Source organism: Actinoplanes sp. CA-015351 (assembly GCF_050955685.1).
Taxonomy (GTDB): domain Bacteria; phylum Actinomycetota; class Actinomycetes; order Mycobacteriales; family Micromonosporaceae; genus Actinoplanes.
The window spans coordinates 2551749-2575476 of the sequence record NZ_CP192102.1 but is presented as its reverse complement, the minus strand read 5'-3'; the positions used below and the strand labels follow the sequence as shown (position 1 = coordinate 2575476).

The 23728-nt window shown below is 69.1% G+C and carries 20 protein-coding genes and 1 pseudogene; 7 read left to right on the top strand and 14 right to left on the bottom strand.

Annotation, left to right across the window (positions count from 1 at the left end; genetic code table 11):
• Positions 1-2: 2 nt before the first annotated feature.
• From ACQP2E_RS11545 to ACQP2E_RS11535, 3 genes are read right to left on the bottom strand one after another with little or no spacing between them, the layout of a single operon-like run.
• Positions 3-1520, bottom strand: coding sequence for an NB-ARC domain-containing protein (locus ACQP2E_RS11545; RefSeq protein ID WP_433830702.1), 1518 nt, complete (start codon positions 1518-1520; stop codon positions 3-5).
• Complete coding sequence (locus tag ACQP2E_RS11540; protein WP_433830700.1) at positions 1517-3805, bottom strand: WD40 repeat domain-containing protein; 2289 nt, start codon at positions 3803-3805, stop codon at positions 1517-1519. Before ACQP2E_RS11540 ends, ACQP2E_RS11545 begins: the two co-directional genes overlap by 4 nt.
• Positions 3806-3818: 13 nt before the next feature.
• Positions 3819-5930, bottom strand: a complete 2112-nt coding sequence (locus ACQP2E_RS11535) for an MMPL family transporter (RefSeq protein WP_433830698.1) — start codon at positions 5928-5930, stop codon at positions 3819-3821.
• Between the two features lie 83 nt (positions 5931-6013).
• On the opposite strand from ACQP2E_RS11535, the gene ACQP2E_RS11530 reads away from it, so the two are divergent.
• The 4 genes from ACQP2E_RS11530 (at position 6014) to ACQP2E_RS11515 (ending at position 10251) form a co-directional block, all read left to right on the top strand.
• Positions 6014-6592: a TetR/AcrR family transcriptional regulator gene (locus ACQP2E_RS11530; protein WP_433830696.1), complete on the top strand. Its 579-nt coding sequence runs from the start codon at positions 6014-6016 to the stop codon at positions 6590-6592.
• A gap of 35 nt (positions 6593-6627) precedes the next feature.
• On the top strand, positions 6628-7116 hold the full coding sequence (locus tag ACQP2E_RS11525) for a hypothetical protein (RefSeq protein ID WP_433830694.1): 489 nt from the start codon (positions 6628-6630) through the stop codon (positions 7114-7116).
• Positions 7117-7246: 130 nt separating this feature from the next.
• Positions 7247-9055 (top strand): carbohydrate-binding module family 20 domain-containing protein, encoded by a 1809-nt coding sequence (locus tag ACQP2E_RS11520; protein ID WP_433830692.1) that lies wholly within the window; start codon positions 7247-7249, stop codon positions 9053-9055.
• An 830-nt stretch (positions 9056-9885) separates the two neighbouring features.
• Complete coding sequence (locus ACQP2E_RS11515; RefSeq protein ID WP_433830690.1) at positions 9886-10251, top strand: Asp23/Gls24 family envelope stress response protein; 366 nt, start codon at positions 9886-9888, stop codon at positions 10249-10251.
• Between the two features lie 12 nt (positions 10252-10263).
• Here the strand turns inward: ACQP2E_RS11515 and ACQP2E_RS11510 are convergent, their stop codons facing one another.
• The gene (locus ACQP2E_RS11510) at positions 10264-11427 is read right to left on the bottom strand and encodes a hypothetical protein (protein WP_433830688.1); all 1164 of its coding nucleotides are present in this window, start codon (positions 11425-11427) and stop codon (positions 10264-10266) included.
• A 1201-nt stretch (positions 11428-12628) separates the two neighbouring features.
• Here ACQP2E_RS11510 and ACQP2E_RS11505 point away from each other — a divergent pair.
• A complete protein-coding gene (locus ACQP2E_RS11505) occupies positions 12629-13798 on the top strand; it encodes an MFS transporter (RefSeq protein WP_433830686.1) in 1170 nt (389 codons plus the stop codon).
• A gap of 1 nt (position 13799) precedes the next feature.
• Here ACQP2E_RS11505 and ACQP2E_RS11500 read toward each other — a convergent pair whose 3' ends face one another.
• Entirely contained in the window at positions 13800-14417 is a 618-nt protein-coding gene (locus tag ACQP2E_RS11500; protein WP_433830684.1) for an NADPH-dependent F420 reductase, read from the bottom strand.
• Positions 14414-15436 carry an LLM class flavin-dependent oxidoreductase gene (locus ACQP2E_RS11495; protein WP_433830682.1) on the bottom strand — a complete coding sequence of 341 codons (1023 nt, stop codon included), beginning with the start codon at positions 15434-15436 and terminating at the stop codon, positions 14414-14416. The genes ACQP2E_RS11500 and ACQP2E_RS11495 overlap by 4 nt, the downstream gene beginning before the upstream one ends.
• 70 nt (positions 15437-15506) lie before the next feature.
• Between ACQP2E_RS11495 and ACQP2E_RS11490 the strand changes: the two genes are divergently transcribed.
• Positions 15507-16010, top strand: coding sequence for a MarR family winged helix-turn-helix transcriptional regulator (locus ACQP2E_RS11490; protein WP_433830680.1), 504 nt, complete (start codon positions 15507-15509; stop codon positions 16008-16010).
• A gap of 63 nt (positions 16011-16073) precedes the next feature.
• Here ACQP2E_RS11490 and ACQP2E_RS11485 read toward each other — a convergent pair whose 3' ends face one another.
• The 3 genes from ACQP2E_RS11485 to ACQP2E_RS11475 all read right to left on the bottom strand — a co-directional run bounded on the left by ACQP2E_RS11485 (position 16074) and on the right by ACQP2E_RS11475 (position 18420).
• On the bottom strand, positions 16074-16628 hold the full coding sequence (locus tag ACQP2E_RS11485) for a hypothetical protein (protein ID WP_433830678.1): 555 nt from the start codon (positions 16626-16628) through the stop codon (positions 16074-16076).
• Between the two features lie 149 nt (positions 16629-16777).
• Positions 16778-17416 (bottom strand): GTP pyrophosphokinase, encoded by a 639-nt coding sequence (locus tag ACQP2E_RS11480; protein WP_433830676.1) that lies wholly within the window; start codon positions 17414-17416, stop codon positions 16778-16780.
• 44 nt (positions 17417-17460) lie between these two features.
• Positions 17461-18420 carry a DMT family transporter gene (locus tag ACQP2E_RS11475; RefSeq protein ID WP_433830674.1) on the bottom strand — a complete coding sequence of 320 codons (960 nt, stop codon included), beginning with the start codon at positions 18418-18420 and terminating at the stop codon, positions 17461-17463.
• A gap of 72 nt (positions 18421-18492) precedes the next feature.
• Here ACQP2E_RS11475 and ACQP2E_RS11470 point away from each other — a divergent pair, with 72 nt between their 5' ends.
• Positions 18493-19443, top strand: coding sequence for a LysR family transcriptional regulator (locus tag ACQP2E_RS11470; protein ID WP_433830672.1), 951 nt, complete (start codon positions 18493-18495; stop codon positions 19441-19443).
• Between the two features lie 118 nt (positions 19444-19561).
• On the opposite strand, the pseudogene ACQP2E_RS11465 reads toward ACQP2E_RS11470, so the two are convergent.
• The 5 genes and pseudogenes from ACQP2E_RS11465 to ACQP2E_RS11445 all read right to left on the bottom strand — a co-directional run.
• A pseudogene (locus ACQP2E_RS11465) lies at positions 19562-19690 on the bottom strand (ATP-binding cassette domain-containing protein); the annotation flags it as partial.
• A gap of 297 nt (positions 19691-19987) precedes the next feature.
• Positions 19988-21346: a dihydrolipoyl dehydrogenase family protein gene (locus ACQP2E_RS11460; RefSeq protein ID WP_433830670.1), complete on the bottom strand. Its 1359-nt coding sequence runs from the start codon at positions 21344-21346 to the stop codon at positions 19988-19990.
• Positions 21347-21910: 564 nt separating this feature from the next.
• Positions 21911-22279, bottom strand: a complete 369-nt coding sequence (locus tag ACQP2E_RS11455; protein ID WP_433830668.1) for a hypothetical protein — start codon at positions 22277-22279, stop codon at positions 21911-21913.
• Positions 22276-22737 (bottom strand): hypothetical protein, encoded by a 462-nt coding sequence (locus ACQP2E_RS11450; RefSeq protein WP_433830666.1) that lies wholly within the window; start codon positions 22735-22737, stop codon positions 22276-22278. Before ACQP2E_RS11450 ends, ACQP2E_RS11455 begins: the two co-directional genes overlap by 4 nt.
• Positions 22718-23704, bottom strand: a complete 987-nt coding sequence (locus tag ACQP2E_RS11445; RefSeq protein ID WP_433830664.1) for a hypothetical protein — start codon at positions 23702-23704, stop codon at positions 22718-22720. Before ACQP2E_RS11445 ends, ACQP2E_RS11450 begins: the two co-directional genes overlap by 20 nt.
• Between the last annotated feature and the right edge of the window lie 24 nt (positions 23705-23728).

Below are 23728 nucleotides of genomic sequence, written 5' to 3'. Positions count from 1 at the left end.
GGTCAGGCGGTGACCAGGTTGACGGCGTGCAGACCGGAGCCGCCCCACACGAACACCGCTGTGCCGTCCGGGCTCCAGCGGCATCCGGAGTCTCCACCGGGTATCCGTGTCCGCGCCACGACCCGGCCGGAGTCCAGGTCGTAGACGCGGAGTTCACTTGCCGAGCGGGGCAGACCTGGTGAGCCGTGGTCGTCGCGGTTACTGAGCACGGCGATCCGGCTGCCGCCGGGTGCGGTGTCCAACCCGAGGACCTGCCGGGTCAGGCCGGCCAGCCAGCTGCCGTCGTGCGCCGCGAGGATCGGCCCGGCCCAGCCCGGCAGGGTGAGCAGCGTCCGCAGCAGGGTGACCACCCCCGGAGCTGGGGTTTCACCGTTCACCAGAGCGGTCACCAGATCGGCCGCGAGCGCCGGAGGGCCGCCGTCGGAGAGCCGGCGCATCACCCAGCGCGCGTCGGTGACCAGGCGGTTGAGTTCCTCGGTACGCCCGGCGGCGGCCAGCTGCGACGCCAGCGTCGCGGCCAGGAACGGCAATTCCTCCGGCAGCCGCCACCAGCGGCCGTCACCCGGATCGAGAAGATCGAGATATGCGTCGTGCGGACGGGCCAGGCGCGGATGGATCGCCTCGTGCAGGCGGAACAGGCCGGTCTCGGGGTGGTAGTCGTCGATCAGGCCGGCGCCGGCGAGTTCATGAAGGATCAGGTGGGTGTCGCCGCGGCTGGTCCCCCACAACAGCCGTGCCGCCACGAGCGGAACGTCGCGTCCGGCCGGAAAGACGCCGAGAGCCCGGAAACGGCCGGCCACCAGGGGCGGCAGCAGTTGCAGCAGGACCTCGACGGACTCCCCGATCGGATCGGGGCCGCCGGACGGAACCGCCCGGTCCGCGTTCTCATGACTGGACGTGAGCCGATGTACGCGTTCGAAGATGTGACCGGCCAGCACCATCGCCAGGGGCAGGTCGCCGCAGCGCGCGGCCAGCCGGTCGTCGAACCGGCTCGGACAGCGGACCACCCGGCTGATCAGCGCCACGGACTCGTCGCGGCTCATCGGCCCCATCTCGATCACCACGGTGTTCGGCGGCAGCAGCGACGCGTCGGCGGTGATCAGCAGCAGGCAGTCCCGGTCGAACCGGGACGGGCGGAAGATCGCCGCCTGCTCGGCGTCGCGCAGGTCGTCGACCACGAACAGGACACCGGATCTCATCCGGGCCAGCTCCGTGACGGCCTGTACCGGGTCGGCCGGTTCCAGCTCTTCGCCGCCGAGCTGCTGGATGATCTGGACCAGGCGGACGGCCAGGTCCGCGGCAGCGGGTGAGTCGGTCCACGGCAGGCCGGCCGGCGGCTCGGCCGGTGTGCCGAGCTCGACCCAGACAGCTCCGGTACGGAAGCGCCCGGACCCGGCGATCTGCGCGCAGACCCGCCGCGCGAGGGTGGTACGGCCGGAGCCCGGTGGGCCGACCAGGCCGATCACCCTGGCGTTCCCGGCGAGCGCCTCGGCCAGGCGGGTAGCGGTCGTGGTCGTCATGGCGTCACCCAGGTGAAGCCGTGCAGGCCGCCGTCGCCCCAGAGGAACACGCCGGTGCCGTCGGGGCTCCAGCGGCAACCGGCCGGGCCGTCGATCGCCGGCATCGTCGCTGCCAGGGTGGCGGACCGGTGGTCATAGATCCGGAGCTGGGGTGCCAAGCCGCGGACCGGGTGGTGGCTGAGGACCGCCAGCCATCGTCCGTCCGGGGAGAGGGCGGTGGCGGCGATCTCGCGGTCGCCGTGGTCCGCGCGGATGTTCTCGGCGAGCACAACGGGCGGCGTGGACGCGAAATCGACGTCGCCGGCCTCGGGATCGGTGGGCAGGCTGCGGCCGTTGGCCGGGTCCCAGAAGCTCACTGTGCCGCCGGGAGCGCGGGTGGCCAGCCAGGATGTGCCTGCCGCGAGCTGCTGGACCGGGTCGGCGTGGCGGGGGTCGGCGTGGCGGGGGTCGACGGGGCTGGGGTCGACGGGGCTGGGGTCGACGGGGCTGGGGCCGGCGGCTGCGGCTGTCGTCAGGTCGAGGATCAGCACGTCGCTGCCGACGTGGGCGGCCAGCCAGGTGCCGTCCGGTGCGACCGCCTGGGAACTCCAGGTGCCTGCCGGGAATCCGGGGCGGCGAACGCCGGTGGCCGTGTCCCAGATCCGCATCGGGTAACCGGCCGCCAGCCACGAACCGTCCGGTGCCGACGCGAGCCGGGTGTGATGGGCCACCTCGACCGGCAGGGTGTGCCGGAGATCCGGGCCGTCGAAGACCAGCACGCCCAGCCCCTCATAGGCGGCGGCCAGCCATGAGCCGCCCGTCACGAGATCGTGGACGGTGCCGCCGCCGGGATGGATGCGGCGGTTGCTGCCGCGTGCCGGGTCGATCAGGTGTACGCCGTACGGGCCGGCCGCCGCGAGCCACTTCCCGCGCGGGTCGACGGCCAGCCGGGTGACTTTCGGGACGGCGAGGGCTCGGCGGGGCCGGCCGGTGCGTACGTCGGTGATCCGGACCGTGCCGTCCTCTCCGGCGCTGGCCAGCCAGGAACCGTCCGGCGCCACGGCCAGCGCAGTGATCCGGGCCCAGTGTGCCGCGATGAGCTGGAGCTGTTCGAAGGTGGCGGTGTCGTGGACGCGGACCTCGCCTCGCTGGTCGCCGACCGCGAGCCAGCTTCCGTCGGGTGCGGCAGCCACGACGTCGCCGGGGATCAGGCCGCGCACCTCGCGGGTGACCGGGTCGACCAGGCTGACCCCAAAAGCGCTGTCGACCTCAGAAACGCTGTCCACCCGGCCGAGCCCGGAACGCAAGCTGATCGCGATCCAGGAGTCGTCCGGCGCGGGCAGCAGACCGGTGATCCGGACACCCTCCAGGGTCAACCGGCGCAGCCGGCGGCCCGCGAGCGGATCCCACTGTGCGATCTCGGCGCCGCCGTCGGCCGTCCACATGCTGCCCTTGGTGACGGCTAGGGCGACGAGGCTCCGGTCGATCATGATTCTTCGGACCAGCGCTGATCCGAATCGGCCAGGCGGTGGCCACCTGTTCACCAGACAGGGCGGCGGCACCGGCCCGGGAAGCCCCAGACGCCCGGTGATGAGCGCTGCCAGGGTGCTCGGGGTGCGTACCCCTGCGAAGTTGATCTCCTCGGCCCGGAGTGTGCGTGCCAGGGTGACCAGCGCGGGGTTGGGCTCGGCGGCCCAGGCGATCGCCAGATCGACGGCGAGTGCGGGAGCGCCCTCCTCGGCGAGACGCCGGCAGATCCAGCCCGGATCCAGGTCGAGAGGGTCGAGAGGGTCGAAAGGGTCGAGAGGGTCGAGAGGGTCGGCAGCGATTTGCGGAAAAGCGAATGCGGAGGACGGCGGACCCCAGACCACGACGGCGCCTCGGGGCAGCAGCGACGCCTTCTCGGTGATCAGCAGGAGGCGGCCACGCAGACTGAACGCGTCGAACATCGCGACCTGTTCGGCGGTGCGCACGCCGTCGACAACGAGCAGGCGGCCGTTGCTGGCGGCGGCGAGTTCGGCGGCCGCGCGTTCGGCGGCTACCGGCTCGCGAACCGGCAGATCGCCGTCCCAGGACCGCAGCGTGCGGACGATCTGGAGGGTGAGGTCAGCCGCTTCCGGGGTGTCCGGCCAGTGCATCCAGTCCGGTTCGGGCGGCCACCCGGCGAGAGTGATCCAGCCGGCGCCGGGGAACCGCTGGACGGCGTCGCGGGCCAGCGCGGTGCGGTCGGGACCGGGCGGGCCGACGAGGCCGATGACCCGGGGCGTGCCACTGAGAGCGCGGTCGAGCCGCTCGGAGTCGATCAATCCAGAACTTTCATCATCGCGAAACTTTAACCAGGTCCGGCAATCGATTTTCGGTGCGGCGCGACGGCCACCAGTTCGCCCGGCCGGCGAGTTTCATCAGGGCCGGTACCAGGATGGCCCGGATGATCGTCGCGTCGATGAAAATCGCCACGGCGGTGCCGACACCGACCATCTGCAGGTACATGACGTCGCCTGTCGCGTAGAGGGCGAACGACACCGCCAGGATCGTCGCGGCGGCGGTCACCAGCGGGGCGCTGCGCTGCAGGCCTTCGGTCACGGCGCGGGTGTTGTCACCTGTCGCGTCGTATCTCTCCTTGATCCGGGAGAGCAGGAACACCTCGTAATCCATCGACAGGCCGTAGGCGACGCAGAACATCAGGATCGGGAACGCCGGGTCGAGGGTGCCGATCGGCGTGAACCCCAGCACCGAGGCGAACGCGCCGTTCTGGAAGACCACGACGAGCACGCCGAACATCACGGCCAGGCTGAGCAGGTTCAGGACGGTCGCCTTGATCGGCAGCAGCAGGCTGCGCGACATCGCGAACAACACGGCGAACGAGATGCCGAGCAGCAGCACCGCGACCTGCGGGATCCGAGACGTGAGCATGGCCCGGAAATCGGTGAGTTCGGCGGGAAAACCACCGACCAGGACCATCGGGTACTCCGACCGGAGGGCGCGCACCGCCTCGACGAGTTCCGGCACGCCGGTGCCGGTGAGGACGGCGTGGGTGGGTATCGCTTCGAGCCTGCCACCCTTGTCCCCGGTGAACCGTTGCGGGTCGGGGACGTCCTTGACGCGAACGCCGCCGACGAAGACTCCGGCCGACGAGTTGACCTGCGCGATCCCCGATATCTCGGAGATGCCGGATGCGTAATCCGCGGACACCTCACCGCTGACCACGATGTGCAGCGCGTCCTGCGGCTCGGTGTCGAAGGCGGCCCGCATCACGTCGTACGTCTGCCGCGTCGACGCCTCCACCGGAAGCACCCGATCGTCCGGCAGCCCGATCCGCAACCCGAGCGCCGGAGCACCGAGAACCCCAACGATCACCAGGCCCAGCACGCTGAACAGAACCGGACGCCGCATCACCAGCCCGGCGGTACGCGCCCAGAACACGCCCTGCCGCGCGCTGCCCCGCCGCAGCGCCCGGTGTCCGAGAACGCTCAATGCCGCCGGCAGCACGGTCAGCGCCGCGAGCACGGCGAACAGCACCACGAGGATCCCGGCATAGGCGAACGAGCGCAGGAACGGGAACGGGAAGACAAGCAGGGCGGACAGCGAAGCCGCCACAGTCAGGCCGCTGAAGACGACGGTGCGGCCGGCGGTGCGTACCGTCGTGGCGATCGCGTGCGGCACCGCCGCGCCCCCGATGATCTCCTCGCGGAAGCGGGCGATGACGAACAGGCTGTAGTCGATGCCGAGTCCGATCCCCATCACCAGGGTGATGTTGGCGGCGAACGTGGCGACCTCGGTGAACCCGGTCAGGATCCGTAGTCCGGCGAGGGTGCCGATCACCGCGATCAGGCCGACGCCGAGGGTGAGCAGGGCAAGCCGGACCCGGCGGTAGAGGAGCACCAGCAGCACGATCATCACCGGGACGATCAGCAGCTCGGCGCGCAGGAAGTCGCGGGTGGCCCACTCGCTGACCTGGGCGGAGACCGCTTCGGAGCCACCGACGGCGACAGTGATGACGCCGGTGTCGCGGGTGTAGGCGGGCAGCAGGTGTTCGCGGATCCTCTCGCGCGCGGCGGTCGCGTCGCCCTGAACATGCGCCAAGATCAACCCGCTCGTGAAGTCGGCGCTGCGCATCGCCGGGTCCCGATCCCGTGACCAATAGGACCAGACGTCAGCGACGCCCGGCTCGCTTTTCAATGAGCCGGCGACCTCGCTCGCGGCGGCGACCACCGCCGGATCGTCGACGACACCGGTCACCAGCAGGACCAGGTTCGCGTTGCCGGTGCCGAAGTCGCGTTCGAGCAGCTGCTGCACCTCGACGGATTCGCTGCCCGGCGCCTCCCAGCGGCTGAGCACCAGAGAACTCGTCGCCCCGGCGGCGAGGACCGCCAGACCGGCGGTGAGCAGGGCCGCGATCATCAGGATCAAGCGGCGTCGGCGGAAGAGCACAGGGACCACCCCCTAGAATTACGAGTCATCACTCGCAAAATCGAGAATACGAGCGACCGCTCGTATTAGCAACGGAGGTGCCGATGGTCCGGCGACAGGCCCGCGGCGAGCGCCGCATCGCCGAGATCCTGGACGCCGCGCTCGCGCTGTTCGCCGAGGCCGGGTACGACCGGACCTCGACAAACGCGATCGCGGCACGCGCCGGAATCTCGCCCGGCTCCCTCTACCAGTACTTCCCGAACAAGGAGGCGATCGCCGAGGCGCTCTCCCGGCGGCTGCTGGAGCAGATGCGCGAGGCGCACGCGACAGCGTTCGACCCGAGCGAAGCGGCCGCCCTGCCGCTGCCCGATCTGCTCGACCGGGTCGTGGATCCCCTGGTCGCGTTCAACGTGGCGAACCCCGGGGCGAAGGTGCTGATCGGCGCCGGGACGATTGCCGGAGCCCAGCCGCTGCACCAGGCGGTCAGCGGCCGGGTCGCCGCCTTGGTGAGCCTCAAATTTCCCGGACTGCCCGAGCCGGACGTACGGCGTACCGCGATGGTCGCCGTGCAGATCGTCGCGGCGCTGATGCCGTCCATCGTGGCCGCCGCCGAGCCGGAACGCGCCGCCCTGGTGACCGAGCTCAAACGAGCCCTGCTCGGATATCTCACCCCGCCGGGATGAGGCGGGCCGGACAAAAAGGCTCCTAGCGTCGCTGGATGGACGCGCTGCTGGGATCACTGACCGAAAACGAACTCGCCCTCGTCCGGGAGACCGAACCGGGCCGCATCGCCGGGCTGGACGAGGACGCCCTGATCGATCTGCACAACCGGGTGCGGCGAGCCCGGACCAAGTACGTGAAGGCGTACCGGCGACGGGCCGCGACCCGTGTCGAGGAGGCCGGCGGCCGGGGTAAGGCGCACGCGCAGAACGCCCGCCGGCGGTACAAGGCCGAGATCTTCGAGGGCCTGCTCGCCACCGTGAGCCGGCAACTGTCCCTCGTGGCGCAGGCCAGCGCCGAGGCGTACGAGACCGAGCGCTTGAAGGCGGATCCGCCGCCCGTTGCTGCGCCGAAGCGGCAGAAGGCGCAGAAACCGGCACCGCAGCTCATCGACCGCCGTCCGAACTCACCGGATCTGCGCAAACGTGCCGCCTCGACCCGGGCTTCCGGCAGGCGGCGGCAGGCGCGAAAGGACAGTCGCTCCTGAAACAGCAGGCGTCGGCGCCGGTCACTCCCTTGACGGGAGAGTGACCGGCCCCTATTTTTGTCGCAAGTATTTTCAGAAAGTTTCACTCCTGTTGCAGCAAGACATCCCCCATCTCTCGCAGGAGATCCCCGTGACTCGTCCCCGCAGTCGTCTCGCCTCCGTCCTCGCCGCTACCACCCTCGCCCTCGGACTCGGCGGTTTCGGCGTCGCGTCCCTCGTCAACGGCCCCGACGCCTATGCCGCCCCGCCGGGCAGCAAGGACGTCACCGCCGTGATGTTCGAGTGGAAGTTCGCCTCGATCGCCACCGAATGCACCAACCGGCTCGGCCCGCTCGGGTACGGGTTCGTCCAGGTCTCGCCCCCGCAGGAGCACATCCAAGGGAGCCAGTGGTGGACGTCGTACCAGCCGGTCTCGTACAAGATCGCTGGTCGTCTGGGTGACCGGAACGCCTTCATCTCCATGATCAACGCCTGTCACGCCGCAGGCGTGAAGGTCATCGCCGACACGGTGATCAACCACATGAGCGCGGGCTCCGGCACCGGAACCGGTGGCACGTCGTACTCGAAGTACAACTACCCCGGGTACTACTCCGACGCCGACTTCCACTCCTGCCGGGCGGCCATCACCGATTACACCAGCCGGGCCAACGTGCAGGACTGCGAGCTGGTCAACCTCTCCGACCTGAACACCGGCAGCGACTACGTGCGTTCCACGATCGCCGCCTACCTCAACGACCTGTCGTCACTCGGTGTCGACGGATTCCGGGTCGACGCGGCCAAGCACATGTCCGCCGCCGATCTGGCCGGCATCAAGTCGAAGCTCTCCAACACCGGCGCGTACTGGAAGCAGGAGGTCATCTTCGGCTCCGGCGAGGCCGTCCAGCCGACCGAGTACACCGGCACCGGCGACGTGCAGGAATTCCGGTTCGCCCGCGACCTCAAGCGGGTGTTCCTCAGCGAGAACCTCGCCTACCTGTCGAACTTCGGCGCCTCGTGGGGTTACCTGCCGAGCAACCAGGCGGCCGTCTTCGTCGACAACCACGACACCGAGCGCGGTGGCGACACGCTCAGTTACAAGAACGGGTCCGCGTACACCCTCGCGCAGGTCTTCACCCTGGCCTGGCCGTACGGCGCTCCGGACGTCAACTCCGGTTACGAGTTCACCGACCACGACGCCGGACCGCCCAACGGCGGCACGGTCAACGCCTGCTACACCGACGGCTGGAAGTGCCAGCACGCCTGGCGCCAGGTCGGCAACATGGTCGGCTTCCGCAACAACGTCGCCGGCACCGCCGTCACCAACTGGTGGAGCAACGGCGCCGACCAGATCGCTTTCGGACGCGGCAGCAAGGGTTACGTCGCGATCAACCACGAGACCAGCTCGCTGACGCGTACCTTCCAGACGTCGCTGCCGGCCGGTTCGTACTGCGACGTCCAGCACGGCGACCCGGTCTCCGGCGGCGGATGCAGCGGCGTTTCCTACACGGTCAACGCAGCAGGCCAGTTCACGGCGACGATCCCGGCAGGCGAGGCGGTGGCTCTCTACGTCGGCGCGACCGGCGGTGTCAGCCCGACCACGACCTCCCCCTCCTCGCCGGCACCGTCGGCTTCGGTTTCCGCTTCCGCGTCGCCGTCGGCTTCCACGTCCGCCGGGGCTCGTTTCGGGGTAACCGCGACGACCACTCTCGGTCAGAACATCTTCGTGACCGGCAATCAGTCCGCCCTCGGCAACTGGACGCCGGCGAGCGCGGTAGCCCTCTCCTCCGCTACCTACCCGGTCTGGACCGGCACTGTCGCACTGCCCGCCGGAACCAGCTTCGAATACAAATACCTCCGCAAGAACAGCGACGGCACCGTCACCTGGGAATCCGGCGCCAACCGAACCGCCACCGTCCCGGCCACCGGCTCCCTCACCCTGAGCGACACCTTCCGCAGCTGACCACCGGGTACGCACAACGGGCCGCCCGCCTCCCGCGGGCGGCCACCGCGCACAGCCCCGGAGGACATCGCACCCAAGCTCCCACGGGGCATCCCGCGCCGCTCTGCCCCACGCCGCTCTGCCCTCTGCCGCTCTGCCTCACGCCGCTCTGCCCTCTGCCGCGCCCCGCGCCGCGCCGCGCCGCGCCGCGCCGCGCCGCTCTGCTCGGTCTGGATCTTGTGGACTTCCCCGCAGACGTGCCCGCACAACTCCACAAGATCGAACAGTCCCAGCCGATCTTGCGGACTAACGCGCAAACGGCTCACCGAACTCCACAAGATCGGCGAAGCACCGCGTTCACCACGCCGGAACCGCCCACCCGCTGGGGCCGGCAGAGCGTCACCACAAACTCCTAAAACACCCGAAATCACCATGCCACGAACGGCCGTCCCGCAAACTCGTGCACTCGTGGTCGACCAACCGGCCAAACCGCACAAGATCTCCCAGCTGCACCTCAAGAAACCGCCACGCCGCCACGCCACTCCTCCGCGCCGCCACGCCACTCCGCCACCCCGAGCCCACGACCGCGCCACAAATGGCGATACCCGATCGCCCGCATAGCAGCCAGAACCCACCCAGATCTCAACGAGCTGGGTCAACAGCCATCGCCCGGCGAACCGGAGTGGAGTTCGACCACGAAAGATCTCTAGTAGGCTCACGTGGCTCCGGACGGCACCACATGAGGGACGCAAATGAACGACGACGGCGAGTTCCGCGCGGACCGTACACAGGAGATCTTTCTGCCTGCATCGGTCTCGCCCGTGCCCCCCGCACATGGGGGCGCCGAAGTCGTGGAGGTTGCCGCCTATCGCGGGCAGACCCACTTCGAGCGCGAGGTGGTCGAAAAACTCGCCGCGGCGGCCGCCCGCTCGGTACCCGGTGTCGACGAGCTCGGCGGCGACGTGGCCCGCTTCTTCAACTCGGTCCTCGACAAGATCGGCCTGGACAAGGTCGGCGACGCGACCCGCGGCGTCACGGCCAGCGTGGACGGACTCGACGTCGAAATCACCGTGGTCCTGGTGATCGCGGCCGGCAAGGTCGTCTCCGAGGTGACCGCAGCCGTGCGGACCGCAGTGATCGCGGCGGTCGAGAACTACGGCCTCCACGTCAGCAACGTAGACGTCAAGGTCGACGACATCCGCCTCCACCCCGAGTAACGGTCCTCGCGTTCAGGAACGACGGCGTCGCGCTATCAGCAGGCCCAGCGCGGCGCCCGCAATGATCATGACGGCTGCGGCGGCAATCGCGCCGAACGGAAGTTCCCGAGAAACCGCGCGCGCCCCACGCGTCTCCGCCGGCGAGGTTTCGCCCCGCACGGCCGTTGCACCCTGCGTTGCCTCCACCGTCTTCGTTGCCTCCACCGGGGATGGCGTCTCGGCCTGGGGCGCATCGGCCGGCTGCCCGGTCAGCGGATAGCTCCGAATCGGCGCATTTTTCCCCTCGGAGACCGTGAGCAGGGCGGATCCATCGGCGCTGTAGGCGATCGACTCGCCCTGCGGCTCGTCCGGCAGCGCGACCGTCCGGGAACTACCACCGGTCAAGGCCGCAACCACGTCACCCTGCGTGACATCAAATTCAAAAGCGTCCGAGTACGTCCGGAGCACAGCGCGCGTCCGGCCGGCGTTCACAGCGGCACCCGTGATCACCAGTCGTCCGGGGAAGCCGAACGGGTTGCTGGTACTCGTCACCGGGATCCCGAAGTCCCCGGCCCGCCGCAGCGGCGTGGCCTTCCCCGAGCGAAGCTCACCGTCCGGAACATAGATCCCCGCCGTCACCGGATCCTTGGTGATCACCACGGGCGTACCGTCCCCAGAGATCAGCAGGGCCTCCGCGTCGTGCGCCCCATCGGGGTAGGAGAGCCGGAATAGCTTGGGCGACTTGGCCCCGAGCGAGAGCCGCCACAACCCGATCGTCTCCCGGCTGCCGCTGTTGTCCCCGATGTCACCGACCCAGACGGTCTGGTCCGGTCCTCGAGCCAGATCCTCGGTGTCCCGGGGCCGCGACGGATACTTCACCGTCCGGACAACCTTGCACTTCCGATCGAGAAAAAAGATCCGCCGCCCGTCCGGATCATCAGCCCCGTCATTGACCACCACATAGCCGTCGCCGTCGGTGAGCAGCCCAGAGATCTCATTGAGCCGGTCGTCCTTGATCTCACACAGCCGCTCGGAAGCCCGCACCGCAGCGACCGGAACCGTCGCCCCACCGCTGATGGAGGGGACAGCCAGGGGCACGGCCCCGATCAAACCAGCAAGCACAACGGCCGGAAACACCATGTGTTGCACAGTATCCGGCCCCCAACATCCCTCCCCCACCCCCAAGATCCCGCCCACCCAGCTACCCGGCCCTTCCGCTTCCGCAGCCGTGCTCCTGCTTTGGCGGTGCGCAATGCCCGCTGTGCCGATGCCGCGATCCGCCTCACCGCGCCTCGAGCATCCTAGGAGGCTAGGCTGAAGGAGTCGGACCCGGCAGGCTGCGCGGTGTCCCAAATACAGACCGCGATCAGCCGCGACGCAAGATTCCCTGCTATGCCGGGTGCCGATGCTCCGCCGCAGGCACCCCACCCCGCGCTCTGCCCCACCCCGAGCTCTGCCCCACCCCGCGCTCTCAGCTGTGCCCCGCGCCGCTCTGCTCGGTCTGGATCTTGTGGACTTCCCCGCAGACGTGTCCGCGCAACTCCACAAGATCGAAAAGGCCCCGGCCGATCTTGCGGAATTACGCGCAAACGGCTCGCCGAACTCCACAAGATCGGCGAAGCACCACGTCACCACGTCACCACGTCACCACGTCACCACGTCACCACGTCACCACGTCACCGCGTCGTGAAGCACCGCGTTCACCACGTCGGAACTGTGAGGCACGCGTTAGCCGAATCTTGGAGACCTTTGGGCATAGTGCACCTGGCATAGAACACCCACGAGTCTCCAAGATCCGGCACTGTCCACCTGCTGTGGTGGCGGAGCGTTACCACAACACTCGCCAAACCACTCGAAACCGACATGCCACGGACGGCCGTCCCGCAAACTCGTGCACTTGTGGTCGATCGGCCGGCCGAACCGCACAAGATCTGGGAGCGGCACCTCGCACCGAGAGACCGCCACGACGCCACGATGCCGCTACCGCTCTACAAATGGCGAAACCCGAGGGTGAGAAGTTCGCGAGATTGGTTGGAAGCGGATGCCCGTCTGCCTCCGATCCTGGCGCGCTCCAGCTCAAAGCCACACACACCGCCTCGCGCGCAGCCCCTCACTCTCGTATGTATCGCCGCCCACGCCGAATGACTACTTTTGTCAGCAAATGACTGCTTCAGGCGGCGTGGATGGGGTCGCACGTAACGCCATTGTGCGACCTCATCAACGCCGGGGCCGGGACGGAAGCTCACACACGCGCTCTGTGTGACCTCATCACCTCTGCCGGCCTTTTGCGTGTGGCCCTGTCTCGGCCGGCCGCCGTGCCGGGCCGGAAGGAACGGGGACTGTGCCAGGAACGCTGCTATGCGGCTGCTCAGCGCGGTGATCATTTTGGGTGTAGAAAGTGATCGTGTTGACTGCGACCGTCTTTCTTGTCGCGCTCTGTCTGCGGCCGGCGATCACCGCGGTCGGGCCGCTTCTGCCGCAGATCAGCGCTGACGAACAGCTCGGCGAGGCCGCCCAAGGGCTGCTCGGCGCGCTGCCGCTGCTCGCGTTCGCACTGGTCTCCCCGCAGGTGCATCGTCTCGCGCGCCGGCTCGGGACGGAGCGGGCGGTGCTTGCCGCACTACTGGTGCTGGCTGCCGGCGGAGTCGTTCGCGCGTACACAGGAAGTGTCGGCCTCTGGGCCGGAACCGTTGTGATCGGCTGTGCCATCGCGGTGGGGAATGTCCTGGTTCCGGCGATGGTGAAGCGGGATTACGCGGGGAATGTGTCGCGCGCGACCGGGATCTACACGGCGTTCATCACCCTCGCTGCCGCGACCGCCTCCGCGCTGGCCGTGCCGATCGCCGGGCTGGCCGACTGGCGGCTCGCGCTGAGCATATGGTCGCTGCTCGCGCTGGTGGTGGCGGTGATCTGGCTGCCGCGAACCCGGTCGAGCGCCACACAGGCCGAGACCCAGGCGAGCGCCGCATCGGCCGGGAACGCGGCGAGGACCGAGGGCGCGGTGAGCGTCTGGCGGCAGCCGCATGCTTGGCTGATCATGGCGTTCATGGGGTTGCAGTCGACCACGTTCTATGTGCTGGTGACGTGGCTACCGACGATCGAGATCGACGGCGGGATTTCCGAGCGGACCGCCGGGCTGCACCTCTTCCTCTTTCAGGGCATGGGCATTCTCGGCGGGCTCGCGATCCCGTTTCTGCTGCGTGACCCGGGGAGGCGCTCGGCCGGAGCGGTCGTCGCGAGTCTGCCGGTCCTGCTGGCGATCTTCGGTCTGCTGGCTGCCCCGGCCCTCGCCGTGGTCTGGGCCGGGATAGCCGGACTCGGTCAGGGCGCGGCGCTGGTCACCGCGCTCACCCTGATCAGCCTCGGCGGGCGCGACCACGCCGAGACGACGCGGCTGTCCGGAATGGCCCAGTCGCTGGGTTACCTGCTGGCGGCCAGCGGCCCGTTCCTCGCCGGTCTGCTGGCCGAGCAGACCGGCGGCTGGACCGCGTCGCTGATTCTGGTGGCCGGATTTGCGACTCTGCAGACGGCTGCGGGAGCCGCTGCCGGCCAGGAAAGACGCCGATGAGTCACGCCGCTGCGAGCATTTCCCGCACTGTTGCCGCGTCCTCGTTGGCTCCGAACAATGGCGTTCCGGGCTCCATGCGTACGCCGTCGGAAAGCGACCCGGCAATCACCGCATCGAATCCGAAGGCCTCGACCAATGCCGCGGTAGCGGCGAGGCCGTCCGCATCGTCGCCGGCGATCGCGATGGCCTTTCGGCCGGCGGTTCCGGCGGGCCGGCCCGACTCGTCAAGGTCGTGGTAACCCATGTGGTTGAACGCTTTCACCACCCGGGAGTCCGGCAGGAACGCCTGCACCAGGGCGCTCGACGAGCCGAAGTCGTCGCGGACGCCGTCGACCTCCCACCAGTAGTTCATCGCGTCGATGACCAGTTTTCCGCGCAGTTCCCCGACCGGAACCGTCTGATATTTGCCGAGCGGAAGGGCGAGAATGACGATGTCCGACCGCTCTGCCGCCTCGGCGGCGGAAACCGCGGTCGCGCCCGGAATCAGCACCTGGACGATCAGGCGAATCTTCGCCGGATCGCCGGATCCCGCCACCAGCACTTCGTGACCGGCACCGACGGCGAGCCGCGCCAGAACGGTGCCGAGTTTCCCGGCGCCGAGAATGCCAATCGTCGTCATTCCGCCATCATCTCCCTGACCATCGGAGCGACCTTAGCCCCGAACAACTCGACGGCCCGCATCCGGGCGCTGACCGGCTGAGCCCCCGCCGTGTAGATCAGGTCGAACCGGCCGACACCGAGCGACCCGGCACCGCTGGCGATCTTGCGGGCGACCGTTTCCGGCGACCCGATGTAGAGCGAGCCGTGCTCGACCTCCGCGTCGAATTCGGTCTTGCGCAGCGGCGGCCATCCGCGCAGCGCGCCGATCCGGTCACGCTGGACCTTGTAGTGCGGGTAGTAGATCTCCTTGGCCAGGTCATCGGTGTCCGCGATGAAGCCCGGCGAGTGCATCCCGACCGGATGCGCGACCGTGCCGAGCTGCTCAGCGGCCCGCCGGTAGAGGTCGACGTAGGGCGCGAAGCGCGACGGCTGACCGCCGATGATCGCGAGCATGAGCGGTAGCCCGTGCTGGGCGGTGCGCACCACCGACTGCGGCGAGCCACCCACACCGACCCAGGTGGTGAGACGGCCGCTCTCGGTCTTCGGGAACACCTCGGCGTCCACGAGCGCCGGCCGAGTCTGACCGTTCCAGCTCACCGGCTTCTCGTCGAGGAGCTTCACGAACAGGTCGAGCTTCTCCTCGAAGAGCAGGTCGTACTGACTCATGTCGTACCCGAAGAGCGGGAACGACTCGGTGAACGACCCGCGTCCGAGGATCACCTCGGCGCGTCCCCGGGAGATCGCGTCGACGGTGGCGAACCGCTGATGCACCCGCACCGGGTCGTCCGAACTGAGCACGGTGACGCCGGATCCCAGCTTGATCCGCTTGGTGAGCGCCGCGATGCCGGCCAGAACGGTCTCCGGCGTGGAGATCGAGTACTCCGGACGGTGATGCTCGCCGAGCGCGATCGCGTCCACGCCGAGCTCGTCGGCGAGCACCGCCTCATCGACCACCTGCCGAATCGCGGCGGCGTGCGAGACGAGTGTGCCGGAGTCGCTCTCCGGCACGTCACCGAACGTGTCGAGGCCCAGGATCATGGCTTCCTCCCGTGTAATTGACGTGTCAGCAAAGTATGATGGACACGTCAACTACCGGAGGTGGGTGTTTATGCCCGGCGGACGCAAGCTCCCCGCTCGCGACGAATTGAGCACGTGGCGGGACTTCATCGAGATGACCGACCTGCTGCGCGGCCGCATCAGCGCGCGGCTGCAGGCGGACTCCGGATTGTCGCCGGGAGACTATGCGGTGCTGCTGGCGCTGGCCGAGGCGCCTGCTGGCCGATTGCGATCATCCGATCTGGCAGCACACATCGGCTGGGAACGCAGCCGCCTGTCCCACCACCTGGGCCGGATGGACCGCCGCGGCCTGATCCGCCGCGAGGAGTGCCTGACCGACAGCCGAGGCGCCGAGGCAGTACTTCAGCCGGCCGGCAAATCCGCTTTTGACGCCGCCACGATCCCGCACCTGCGCGCGATCCGCGAACTCTTCGTCGACGCGCTCACCCCCGCGCAACTCACCGCCGCCGCCGAGATCGCCGCAGCGCTCGGCAGCCATCTGGGTCGGTCCGGCGACTCGGCAGCGGTACGCCGGACACCTCGGATCAGCAGATAGGCGAGACTCCACCCCTGAGCCACAACCGGTCGTGGCGGTTGCGGCCCAGGGATCACGACCTGTTCAGACTCGGCACTGCCAGCTGGACGTGTCGTAGAAGTTGGCGAATCGGTCGAGGCGGGCGTACCCGGACGTCAGCGTGGAGCAGGCGGTCGCCACATTGATGTCGTAGTAGGTCGGGCCGGCCCGGCTGTACTGCACGCAGTGCCAGTCGTAGACCGTGGTCCCGAGCAGCGCGGCTCCGCTGTATCCCAGCCCGGTGCAGTACGTCTCGAAGTTCGGCGTGACCACGTCCGGCTGCACCGACCAGCACGACACCGAGGTCGGGTCGTAGAAGTCGTCGATGCGGTCGACGATGTACTCGTTCCCGTACGCCCAGCGGCAGGCCGCGTCGAACGCCAGGTCACCTTCACGACCGTCGGCGACACACTTCCAGTCGTACGCGGTCGAGCCGGCCAGTGTCGCGTCGGCGTACCCGATCGAGCGGCAGTACGCGCCGATGTCGAGCCCGCCCAGCTGGGTGGGCGGCGGGGGTGAGGCGCTGGCCGGGGTGATCATGGCCAGCACGCCGGCGAGGCCGACAAGCAGCGCGAGGAACATCTTGCTGATCGAACGCATAGCACTCCTGGAATCCATAAGGATCCAGCCTTATCCGTAAATTTCGTGTTAACGAAGGCAGACGGTCAGGCATGGATCCTCCCCAGTGGAGGGAGGCACGCATAGCCTAGGGTGAATCGATCAGATTGCAAGCTCTTGCAAGATGTGAATCATCTTGCAGACGAATGGCCGGCGGATGGCCGAACCGGCGGCGGGCCACCGTGGATCTCCCGGTGCAGCAGCTCCATCCGCTCATCCAGTCGCGCCGCGTCGTTGGCCGCCGCCGTCAGCTCATCGCGCAGCCGGGCCGGCACCTGCGGGCTGTGCTTGTAGTAGATCTTGTGCTCCAGGCTGGCCCAGAAATCCATCGCCACGGTCCGCAACTGCACCTCGACCGGCACCGACACCATCCGGTCCGACATGAAGACCGGGATCTCCACGAGCAGGTGGAGGCTGCGGTACCCGTTCGGCTTCGGGTTCTGGATGTAGTCCTTGGTCAGCACGAGTTGAACGTCGGGCTGCCGGGTCAGCATCTCCGCAACGGTGTAGACGTCCGAGACGAACCCGCACACCACTCGCATCCCGGCGATGTCACGGATCCGCTGCCGCAAGTCGGTGTACGTGAGCGGGCAGCCGATGCGGCGCGCTTTCGCGGAAATGCTTGCCGGCGTCTTGAGCCGCGGCCGGATGTGCTCGATCGGATTGCCGGTCCCGTGGTGTGCGAGTTCCTCGGCCAGGATGTCCAGCTTGGTGTTGATCTCCGCGAGCCCGAACCGGTACACCATCAGGAAGTGATTCAGATCGGACATGTGCTCATGGAGCACCTCAGGCACCTGCCCGGTGCCATGCGGCACTAACTGCCCGTCATCTTCTCCGGGACGCGAGGTTGCCACTCCACCGAACCTATCGGTTTCCGCAGCTCCCGGCGTACGTTTGCCTCCACCCGCTGCCCCGCGAAGGTTCCGCCGAGCACCAGCGCGATCCCGGCGAGGGTTAACCAGGTCAGGTGCTCCCCGCCCAGCCCCACCCCGATCAGAACCGCCCACACCGGCTCGGTGCCGAGCAGCAGCGACGCCCGCGCCGCCGACGTCCGGCGGATCGCCCACAGCTGCACGAGGAAGGCGAAGACACTGCAACCCAGCGCCAGATAGGTCACCGCGAGCCACTGATTTCTTCCGTACGCGGAGACGGCCGCACCCAGCGTCGGACCGGCGGCCGCGGTGAACAGCGTTGGACCGGCGGCCGCAGTGAACAGCACCGCCCCGACGACCGTCTGCACGGTGGTCAGCGTGACCGTGTCGTAGTCCCGGCCACGAGCGAGATGACCGGAAAGCGTCACGTGCACGGCCCGGATCATCGCCGCCACCAGGATCAACGCGTCCCCGGCCGACGGCGCCCGCAGGCCCGGGCCGGCGACAAGCAGCACCACTCCCCCAACCGCCACGGCGGCGGCCACGAAGAAGCCCGGTGGCAGGAAACGTCGCCCGATGACGCCTTCGAGCGTCGGTGTGAGCAGGATCGTCAGGCTGATCAGGACACCGGCGTTGGTCGCGGACGTGTGCGCTACCCCGTACGTCTCGAAAGCGAGCACCAAAGCTTGCGTGAGTCCCAGCAGCGTGCCGACCGCGATCTCGCGCCGGCTGGGCCGGCGCGGCCGGCGGATCGCGAGCACCGGCAGCATCGCGGCAGCGGAGATCAGATAACGGAGCGCGAGCAGGGCCAGCACGCCGCCGGCGACCGTCAGGTCCTTGGCGGTGAGGTAGCTGCTGCCCCAAACGATCGCGACGGCCAGCAGCGGGAGGTCCTTGAGCACGTGTCGAGCCTGCGGGGTGTCGCGGATGAAGTCCAGGGACGAGATTCTGAACCAATGGTGTAGTCATACCTAATGGATTTGCATCACCTGCGCCTGTTGCGCGAGCTGGGCGACCGGGGCAGCGTCGCGGCCGTCGCCGAGGCCCTGCACATCACGCCGTCAGCGGTTTCCCAGCAGCTCAAGGTCTTGCAGCGGTCCGCGCGGGTTCCACTGACCGAGCGCCAGGGCCGTCGTCTTGTGCTGACCGGCGCGGGCCGAGCGCTCGCCGAGGCAGCAGCGGAGATCTGGACGGCGATGGACCGCGCCGACCGGGTGGTGGACGCGTACCTGGAGGACCCGGCCGCGCCGGTGACGGTGGCGGCGTTCCACAGCGCGGCGCTGGCGTACTTCCCGGCTTTGATCAGCGCCGGCGAGCCGGCGGTGCGGTGTTCGGATCAGGACGTGGCGCACGCCGACTTTCCGGCGCTCGTCGCTGATTACGACCTGGTGGTCGCGCACCGGCTCGCCCACGATCCGCCCTGGCCGGTTGACCGGGTGACGGTGGCGCCACTGGTCTACGAGCCGCTGTACATCGCGATGCCCGCAGGTCATCGACTGGCCGGGCGGGCGGAGCTGACCGCGGCTGATGTCAGTACGGAACAGTGGATCAGTGTCCATGACGGGTTCCCGCTGCAGGGTGTGCTGACCGCGATCGCGGCGACGGCGGGGCGGCCGCTGGACGTGGTGCATCGCATCAACGAGTTCACCGTCGCGGCAGCCGTGGTGGCGGCCGGTGGTGGACTGGCGTTGTTGCCCGGTTATACGAGCGTCGCCGATCCACGGTTGGTGTTGCGTCCACTGGCTGATCTGCCGGCCGGACGACACATTGACGTGTTGACCAGGCCGGAGACGTTGCATCGGGCGGCGGCGCGGACCGTGCTGAATGCGTTGCGCGAGATCGCGTCAACATCAGCACTCAGGGTCGCCGATGAAAGCGCGGGATCGAGTCGGCCAATGACGAGTCAGGGCAACTGCACCGTTTGATGCAGCTCCCGGCCGGCGCGGTCGGCGAAGCCGGTCGCGCCCATGCTGGTGAATGCGTCGTGCGCCGCGCGCAATTGTTCGCGGGCATCGCCGCGCCGATTCTCCCGGCGCAACCATCACGCTGGGAGAGGTAGGCGGTCTGGTCGGCGCCGCTGATCAGCCGCAGCAGCGTCGATTTCCCGACACCGTTCGGCCCGGTCGACGCGATCCGCTCCGGCCCGCGAATATGGAAATCGGCGTCGAAACCTCCCGCTCGGCGACCTCCCGCTCCCCGCGCAGCGCTTCCTCGTATTCGCTGTAGGCGCCGCCGTACCAGCGGATCTCCCCGGCAACCAGCGCCGCGATCCGGTCCACCTCGTCGAGCAGCTCCCGGTCGTGGCTGACCAGCAGCAGGCAGCCGGTCCAGGACCGCGACGAGCCGGTCGCGGGCCGGGCGGTCGAGGTTGTCAGTCGGCTCGTCGAGTCCACGCCCCGCTCGCGGATCTCGGCGGCCGTGATCCGCGAGCGGGTCTGCTCACCCTGGGCGTGAGCGTGCGGACCGGCATCAGACTCCCAGCGCGTCGTGGAACTTCAGCCAGAGCTCGCTGCGGGTCGGGAACGCCGGCACCGCGTGCCGCAGCCGCCGCACCGGCACCTCGCCGACGATCGCGATCGTGGCGGCCTGCAGGAAGTCAGCGACGTCCGCACCGGTGATCGTGACGCCGACCAGAACGTCCCGGTCCTGGTCGACCAGGAACCGCGCAGTCCCGCCGATGCCACCGGCGAACGACCCGCCCGCGTTACCGTCGGTGTCCACGTCGACCACCCGGACGTTCAGCCCGGCCTCGGCGGCGCCCGCCACCGTGTAACCCACGGCCGCCACCTGCGGCTCCGTGAAGATCACCCGCGGCGATCCGGGCCCGTCGGCGAGGTGCTCGGTCACGATGCTCCGGCCGAGGATCTCCGCGGCCGCGATGCCGGCCTGGTACTTCGCCATGTGCGTGAACAGCGCTTTCCCGTTCACGTCGCCGATCGCGTACAGCCACTCGCTGCCCGCCACCCGCATCCGCTCGTCGACCGCCACATATCCACTCGTGGCGATCCCGACGCTCTCCAGCCCCAGTCCGGCGCTCTGCGGGCTGCGCCCGGCCGCGACCAGGACCTCCCTCGCGCTCACTGCCGCGCCATCGCTGAGCGTCACGGTCACTTCCTTGTCGGTACGCGTGACCGACACGGCCCGCACGCCCGTACGAATGTCCGCGCCCTGTTCCCGCAACGCCGCGCTGACCTGCTCGCCGGCGAAGCCCTCCTCGCGGGGCAGCACGTTGCCGATCAGCGTGACGTGTGCGCCCAGCGACGTGTAGGCCTGTGCCATCTCGGTGCCGACCACGCCCGCGCCGATGATCACCAGCGACTCCGGGATCTCCTGGGCGGTCGTGGCCTCCCGGTTGGTCCACGGGTTCGCCTCGGCGAGCCCGTCGATCGGCGGCAGGGTGGCCCGGGTGCCACCGGCGAGGATCACCGCTTTCCGCACCTCGATGGTTTCCTGCTCGCCGTCTTTCGTCACGACGAGCCGGCGTTCGCCGACCAGCTTGCCCCAGCCCCGGATCACTTCGATGCCGCGATCGAGCAGCCACGGCACCTGGCCGGCGTCGTCGAGGTTGCCGATCAGCGTGTCCCGGTAGGCGAGGACGGCCGGGACGTCGAGCGTCGCACCGGTCACGCCGGGGGTGCGACCGGCCTGCGCGACGAGCTCACCCGGCCGGAGCAGGGACTTGGACGGAATGCAGGCGTAGAAGGAGCACTCGCCGCCGACCTTGTCACCCTCGACCACCGCGACGCTGAGCCCGGCCTGAGCCAGGTATCCGGCCGCGACTTCGCCACCGGGGCCGGCGCCGACAACCACCACATCAAAAGTTCGCATGGTCCTATCGTCTCGCTCGCGGCGCCGGTTCCGGCGCCCAGCCCCGCAGCCTCGGCCATGTACGCCGCGTACCAGGCCGGCCAGTCCTCGTCGTGCTTGCCGCCCAGCACCTCGGCCTCGTGCTTGCCGTGCGCGATCGCGGCGTCCCGCAGCGCCTGCTCGACCTCGCCGGCCGAGCTGTAGACGACCTGGCTGACCCGCCCGGGCAGGCGCTTCGTCACCTCCTGGACGAAGAACTGGTTGCCGTCCGGGTCGGCGAACGACAGCCACGAGCCGTAGGTCTGCCGGTCCGGGTGTGGCCCGGCGAGACGCGCGTCCGTGCCGGCGTGGTGAAACACGCCACCGGCGTCGTGGAAGACGTCGCTCACGTCGACACCCTTGGCAACCAGGTCGTCGTGGGCGGCCACGATGTCATCGGCGACCAGGTGCACCGGCAGGACCACGATCTCGACCTGGTAATCCACCATCGTTCTCAACCTCCGTGCGCTCGCCGATGCCGTCCGGCATCCGCATGAACACGATCGCTCGCCGGGCACCGGCATCGCCCCAGGGGAAGTCCCTGGCTTACCCCCGGGCCAGCAGCACCACCGCGACGCCCACCGTGACCAACCCGGCCGCCGCGACTCCGGCACCCGCACGCAGCCACAACGTCACCCGCCGGTTCGCGCGGGCATCACAGGCCAGGTACGGGTCGCCGCGCTTCTTCCAGGCCCAGATCAGGTAGGCCGCTCCGAAAACGGCCGCTGCCACGCCACCGGCCAGCAGTGCCAGGCCCACGCTGTCCACCGAGGCCAGCCACACGCCGGCCAGCACCGGCGCGGTGACCAGCCGGACGGCGTTCCAGGCCAGCTGGACCAGTGCTGACGCGTCGGCGGCACGACCGGCCCAGGTCCACCGTCGCTCCGATCGGGTGGTGCCCGGCGCGGCGTTCACCGGGTCACGTCCTTCGCGCCGACCGGGAATTGTTCGAGCCGGGTGCGGACCAGATAGCGCCTCAGGTCGCTCCACTGCTCCCGGCGGGACAGATGCGGAAAGAGCTCCCGCAACGTGTCCACCAGCTCGATCATGGTCCGTTCATCCCGGCGGATCCGGGGCAGCAACGGCCCCACCAGAAAGACACGAAGAAACGACAGAAGGGCGCCCACGAGAATCCCGGTGAGCACCGTGAGGAAACCCCCGACGGCGATCACGTCCGCCACGACGCCGGCGGCCGCCAGAAGCCCGCCTGCGAGGGCACCGCCCGCTGCCACGGAAAACTGTCCCAGGCGAATCCTGGCCACCGCCAGGCGCATCTCCTGGATCCCCCGCAGCAGCAGCTCGGCACGGTCGAGGGCCTCGTCGAATTCCTCGCCGGTGGTCAGCGCCGATTCGCTATCGCGTTCCGAGGTCACAGAACTCCCCCAGCGTCGTGGCGAACGTACCCATCAGGTTGCGGCCCTCCGCGGCCCCGAGACCGGACTTGATCCGGATGTTGTCGAACCGGTAGTCATTGGGATAGCTGGCCAGCGGCAGGACCGCGATCCGGGTCTGCCCACGGGTCCGCATGTCCTCCACCAGGCCGCGCAGATCCTGCCGGAACTCCGACTCAGGCTCCGGCTCCCGGCCCGGCACAGAGTGGCCCCGCCCAAGCTGGCCCGGCACAGGCTGGCCCGGCACAGGCTGGCCCGGCACAGGCTGGCCCGGTTTCTTCTCGTCCGGATCGGGCCAGCCCGGCACGTAGTGGTGGGCGGCCCGTTCGATCGCGTTCCAGTACAGATGGGACTGCGCCACCGCGATGATCAGCCACGGTGTCGAATTGCGGCCCCAGACCCCGCCGACGTGCTCGGCGACCTGCCGGAACTCCTCCAGCTCCGCCTGCCGGTTCCAGTCCTGCAGCGCACCGAGGTCGAACTCGCGCCCGCTCGCCTCGATCTCCTTACGAATCGTCCGGCGGTCCTGCACCGAGTCGATCGTGTTGTGTCCCCAGCACACGACGTGGATCACGCCGGCCGGGGCGATCTCCCGCCGGGGATCGAAGATCCGCGCGAGCGAATCGCTCCGGTCGGCCGACGACTGTCCCGGGACGACCACCAGGCCCATCCGCCGCAGGTCCCGGCCTCGCTCCAGGGTGAACCGATGCAGTTCGTCGACAAGGCTCTTCGGCGGCGGAACGTAGTTCTGCTCGATCCGGTTGAGCAGACCGTCACGCAGCACGGTCTTGCCCGCACCGCGGTAACCCGTGATCGCGATGGTCCCGGACAACTCCCGACGGTCCCGTCTGCGTAGTTCCTCGGTGACCAGCCGCCCGTCCGGGACGTCGCCGGCCGCGTCGACCGCGGCCTGCCAGCGCTGTCCCACGGCTTCCCAGAATTCCGGCACCCGCCACTCCCCGCCCCGGCCGAA

Excerpts from the sequence above, each read along its gene's own strand:
- ACQP2E_RS11525 (WP_433830694.1), top strand. The coding sequence starts at position 6,628 with ATGGACGCGCTGCTGGGATCACTGACCGAAAACGAACTCGCCCTCGTC.
- ACQP2E_RS11530 (WP_433830696.1), top strand. The coding sequence starts at position 6,014 with ATGGTCCGGCGACAGGCCCGCGGCGAGCGCCGCATCGCCGAGATCCTG.
- ACQP2E_RS11470 (WP_433830672.1), top strand. The coding sequence starts at position 18,493 with ATGGATTTGCATCACCTGCGCCTGTTGCGCGAGCTGGGCGACCGGGGC.
- ACQP2E_RS11480 (WP_433830676.1), bottom strand. The coding sequence starts at position 17,416 with ATGTCCGATCTGAATCACTTCCTGATGGTGTACCGGTTCGGGCTCGCG.
- ACQP2E_RS11500 (WP_433830684.1), bottom strand. The coding sequence starts at position 14,417 with ATGACGACGATTGGCATTCTCGGCGCCGGGAAACTCGGCACCGTTCTG.
- ACQP2E_RS11485 (WP_433830678.1), bottom strand. The coding sequence starts at position 16,628 with ATGCGTTCGATCAGCAAGATGTTCCTCGCGCTGCTTGTCGGCCTCGCC.
- ACQP2E_RS11490 (WP_433830680.1), top strand. The coding sequence starts at position 15,507 with ATGCCCGGCGGACGCAAGCTCCCCGCTCGCGACGAATTGAGCACGTGG.
- ACQP2E_RS11495 (WP_433830682.1), bottom strand. The coding sequence starts at position 15,436 with ATGATCCTGGGCCTCGACACGTTCGGTGACGTGCCGGAGAGCGACTCC.
- ACQP2E_RS11460 (WP_433830670.1), bottom strand. The coding sequence starts at position 21,346 with ATGCGAACTTTTGATGTGGTGGTTGTCGGCGCCGGCCCCGGTGGCGAA.
- ACQP2E_RS11545 (WP_433830702.1), bottom strand. The coding sequence starts at position 1,520 with ATGACGACCACGACCGCTACCCGCCTGGCCGAGGCGCTCGCCGGGAAC.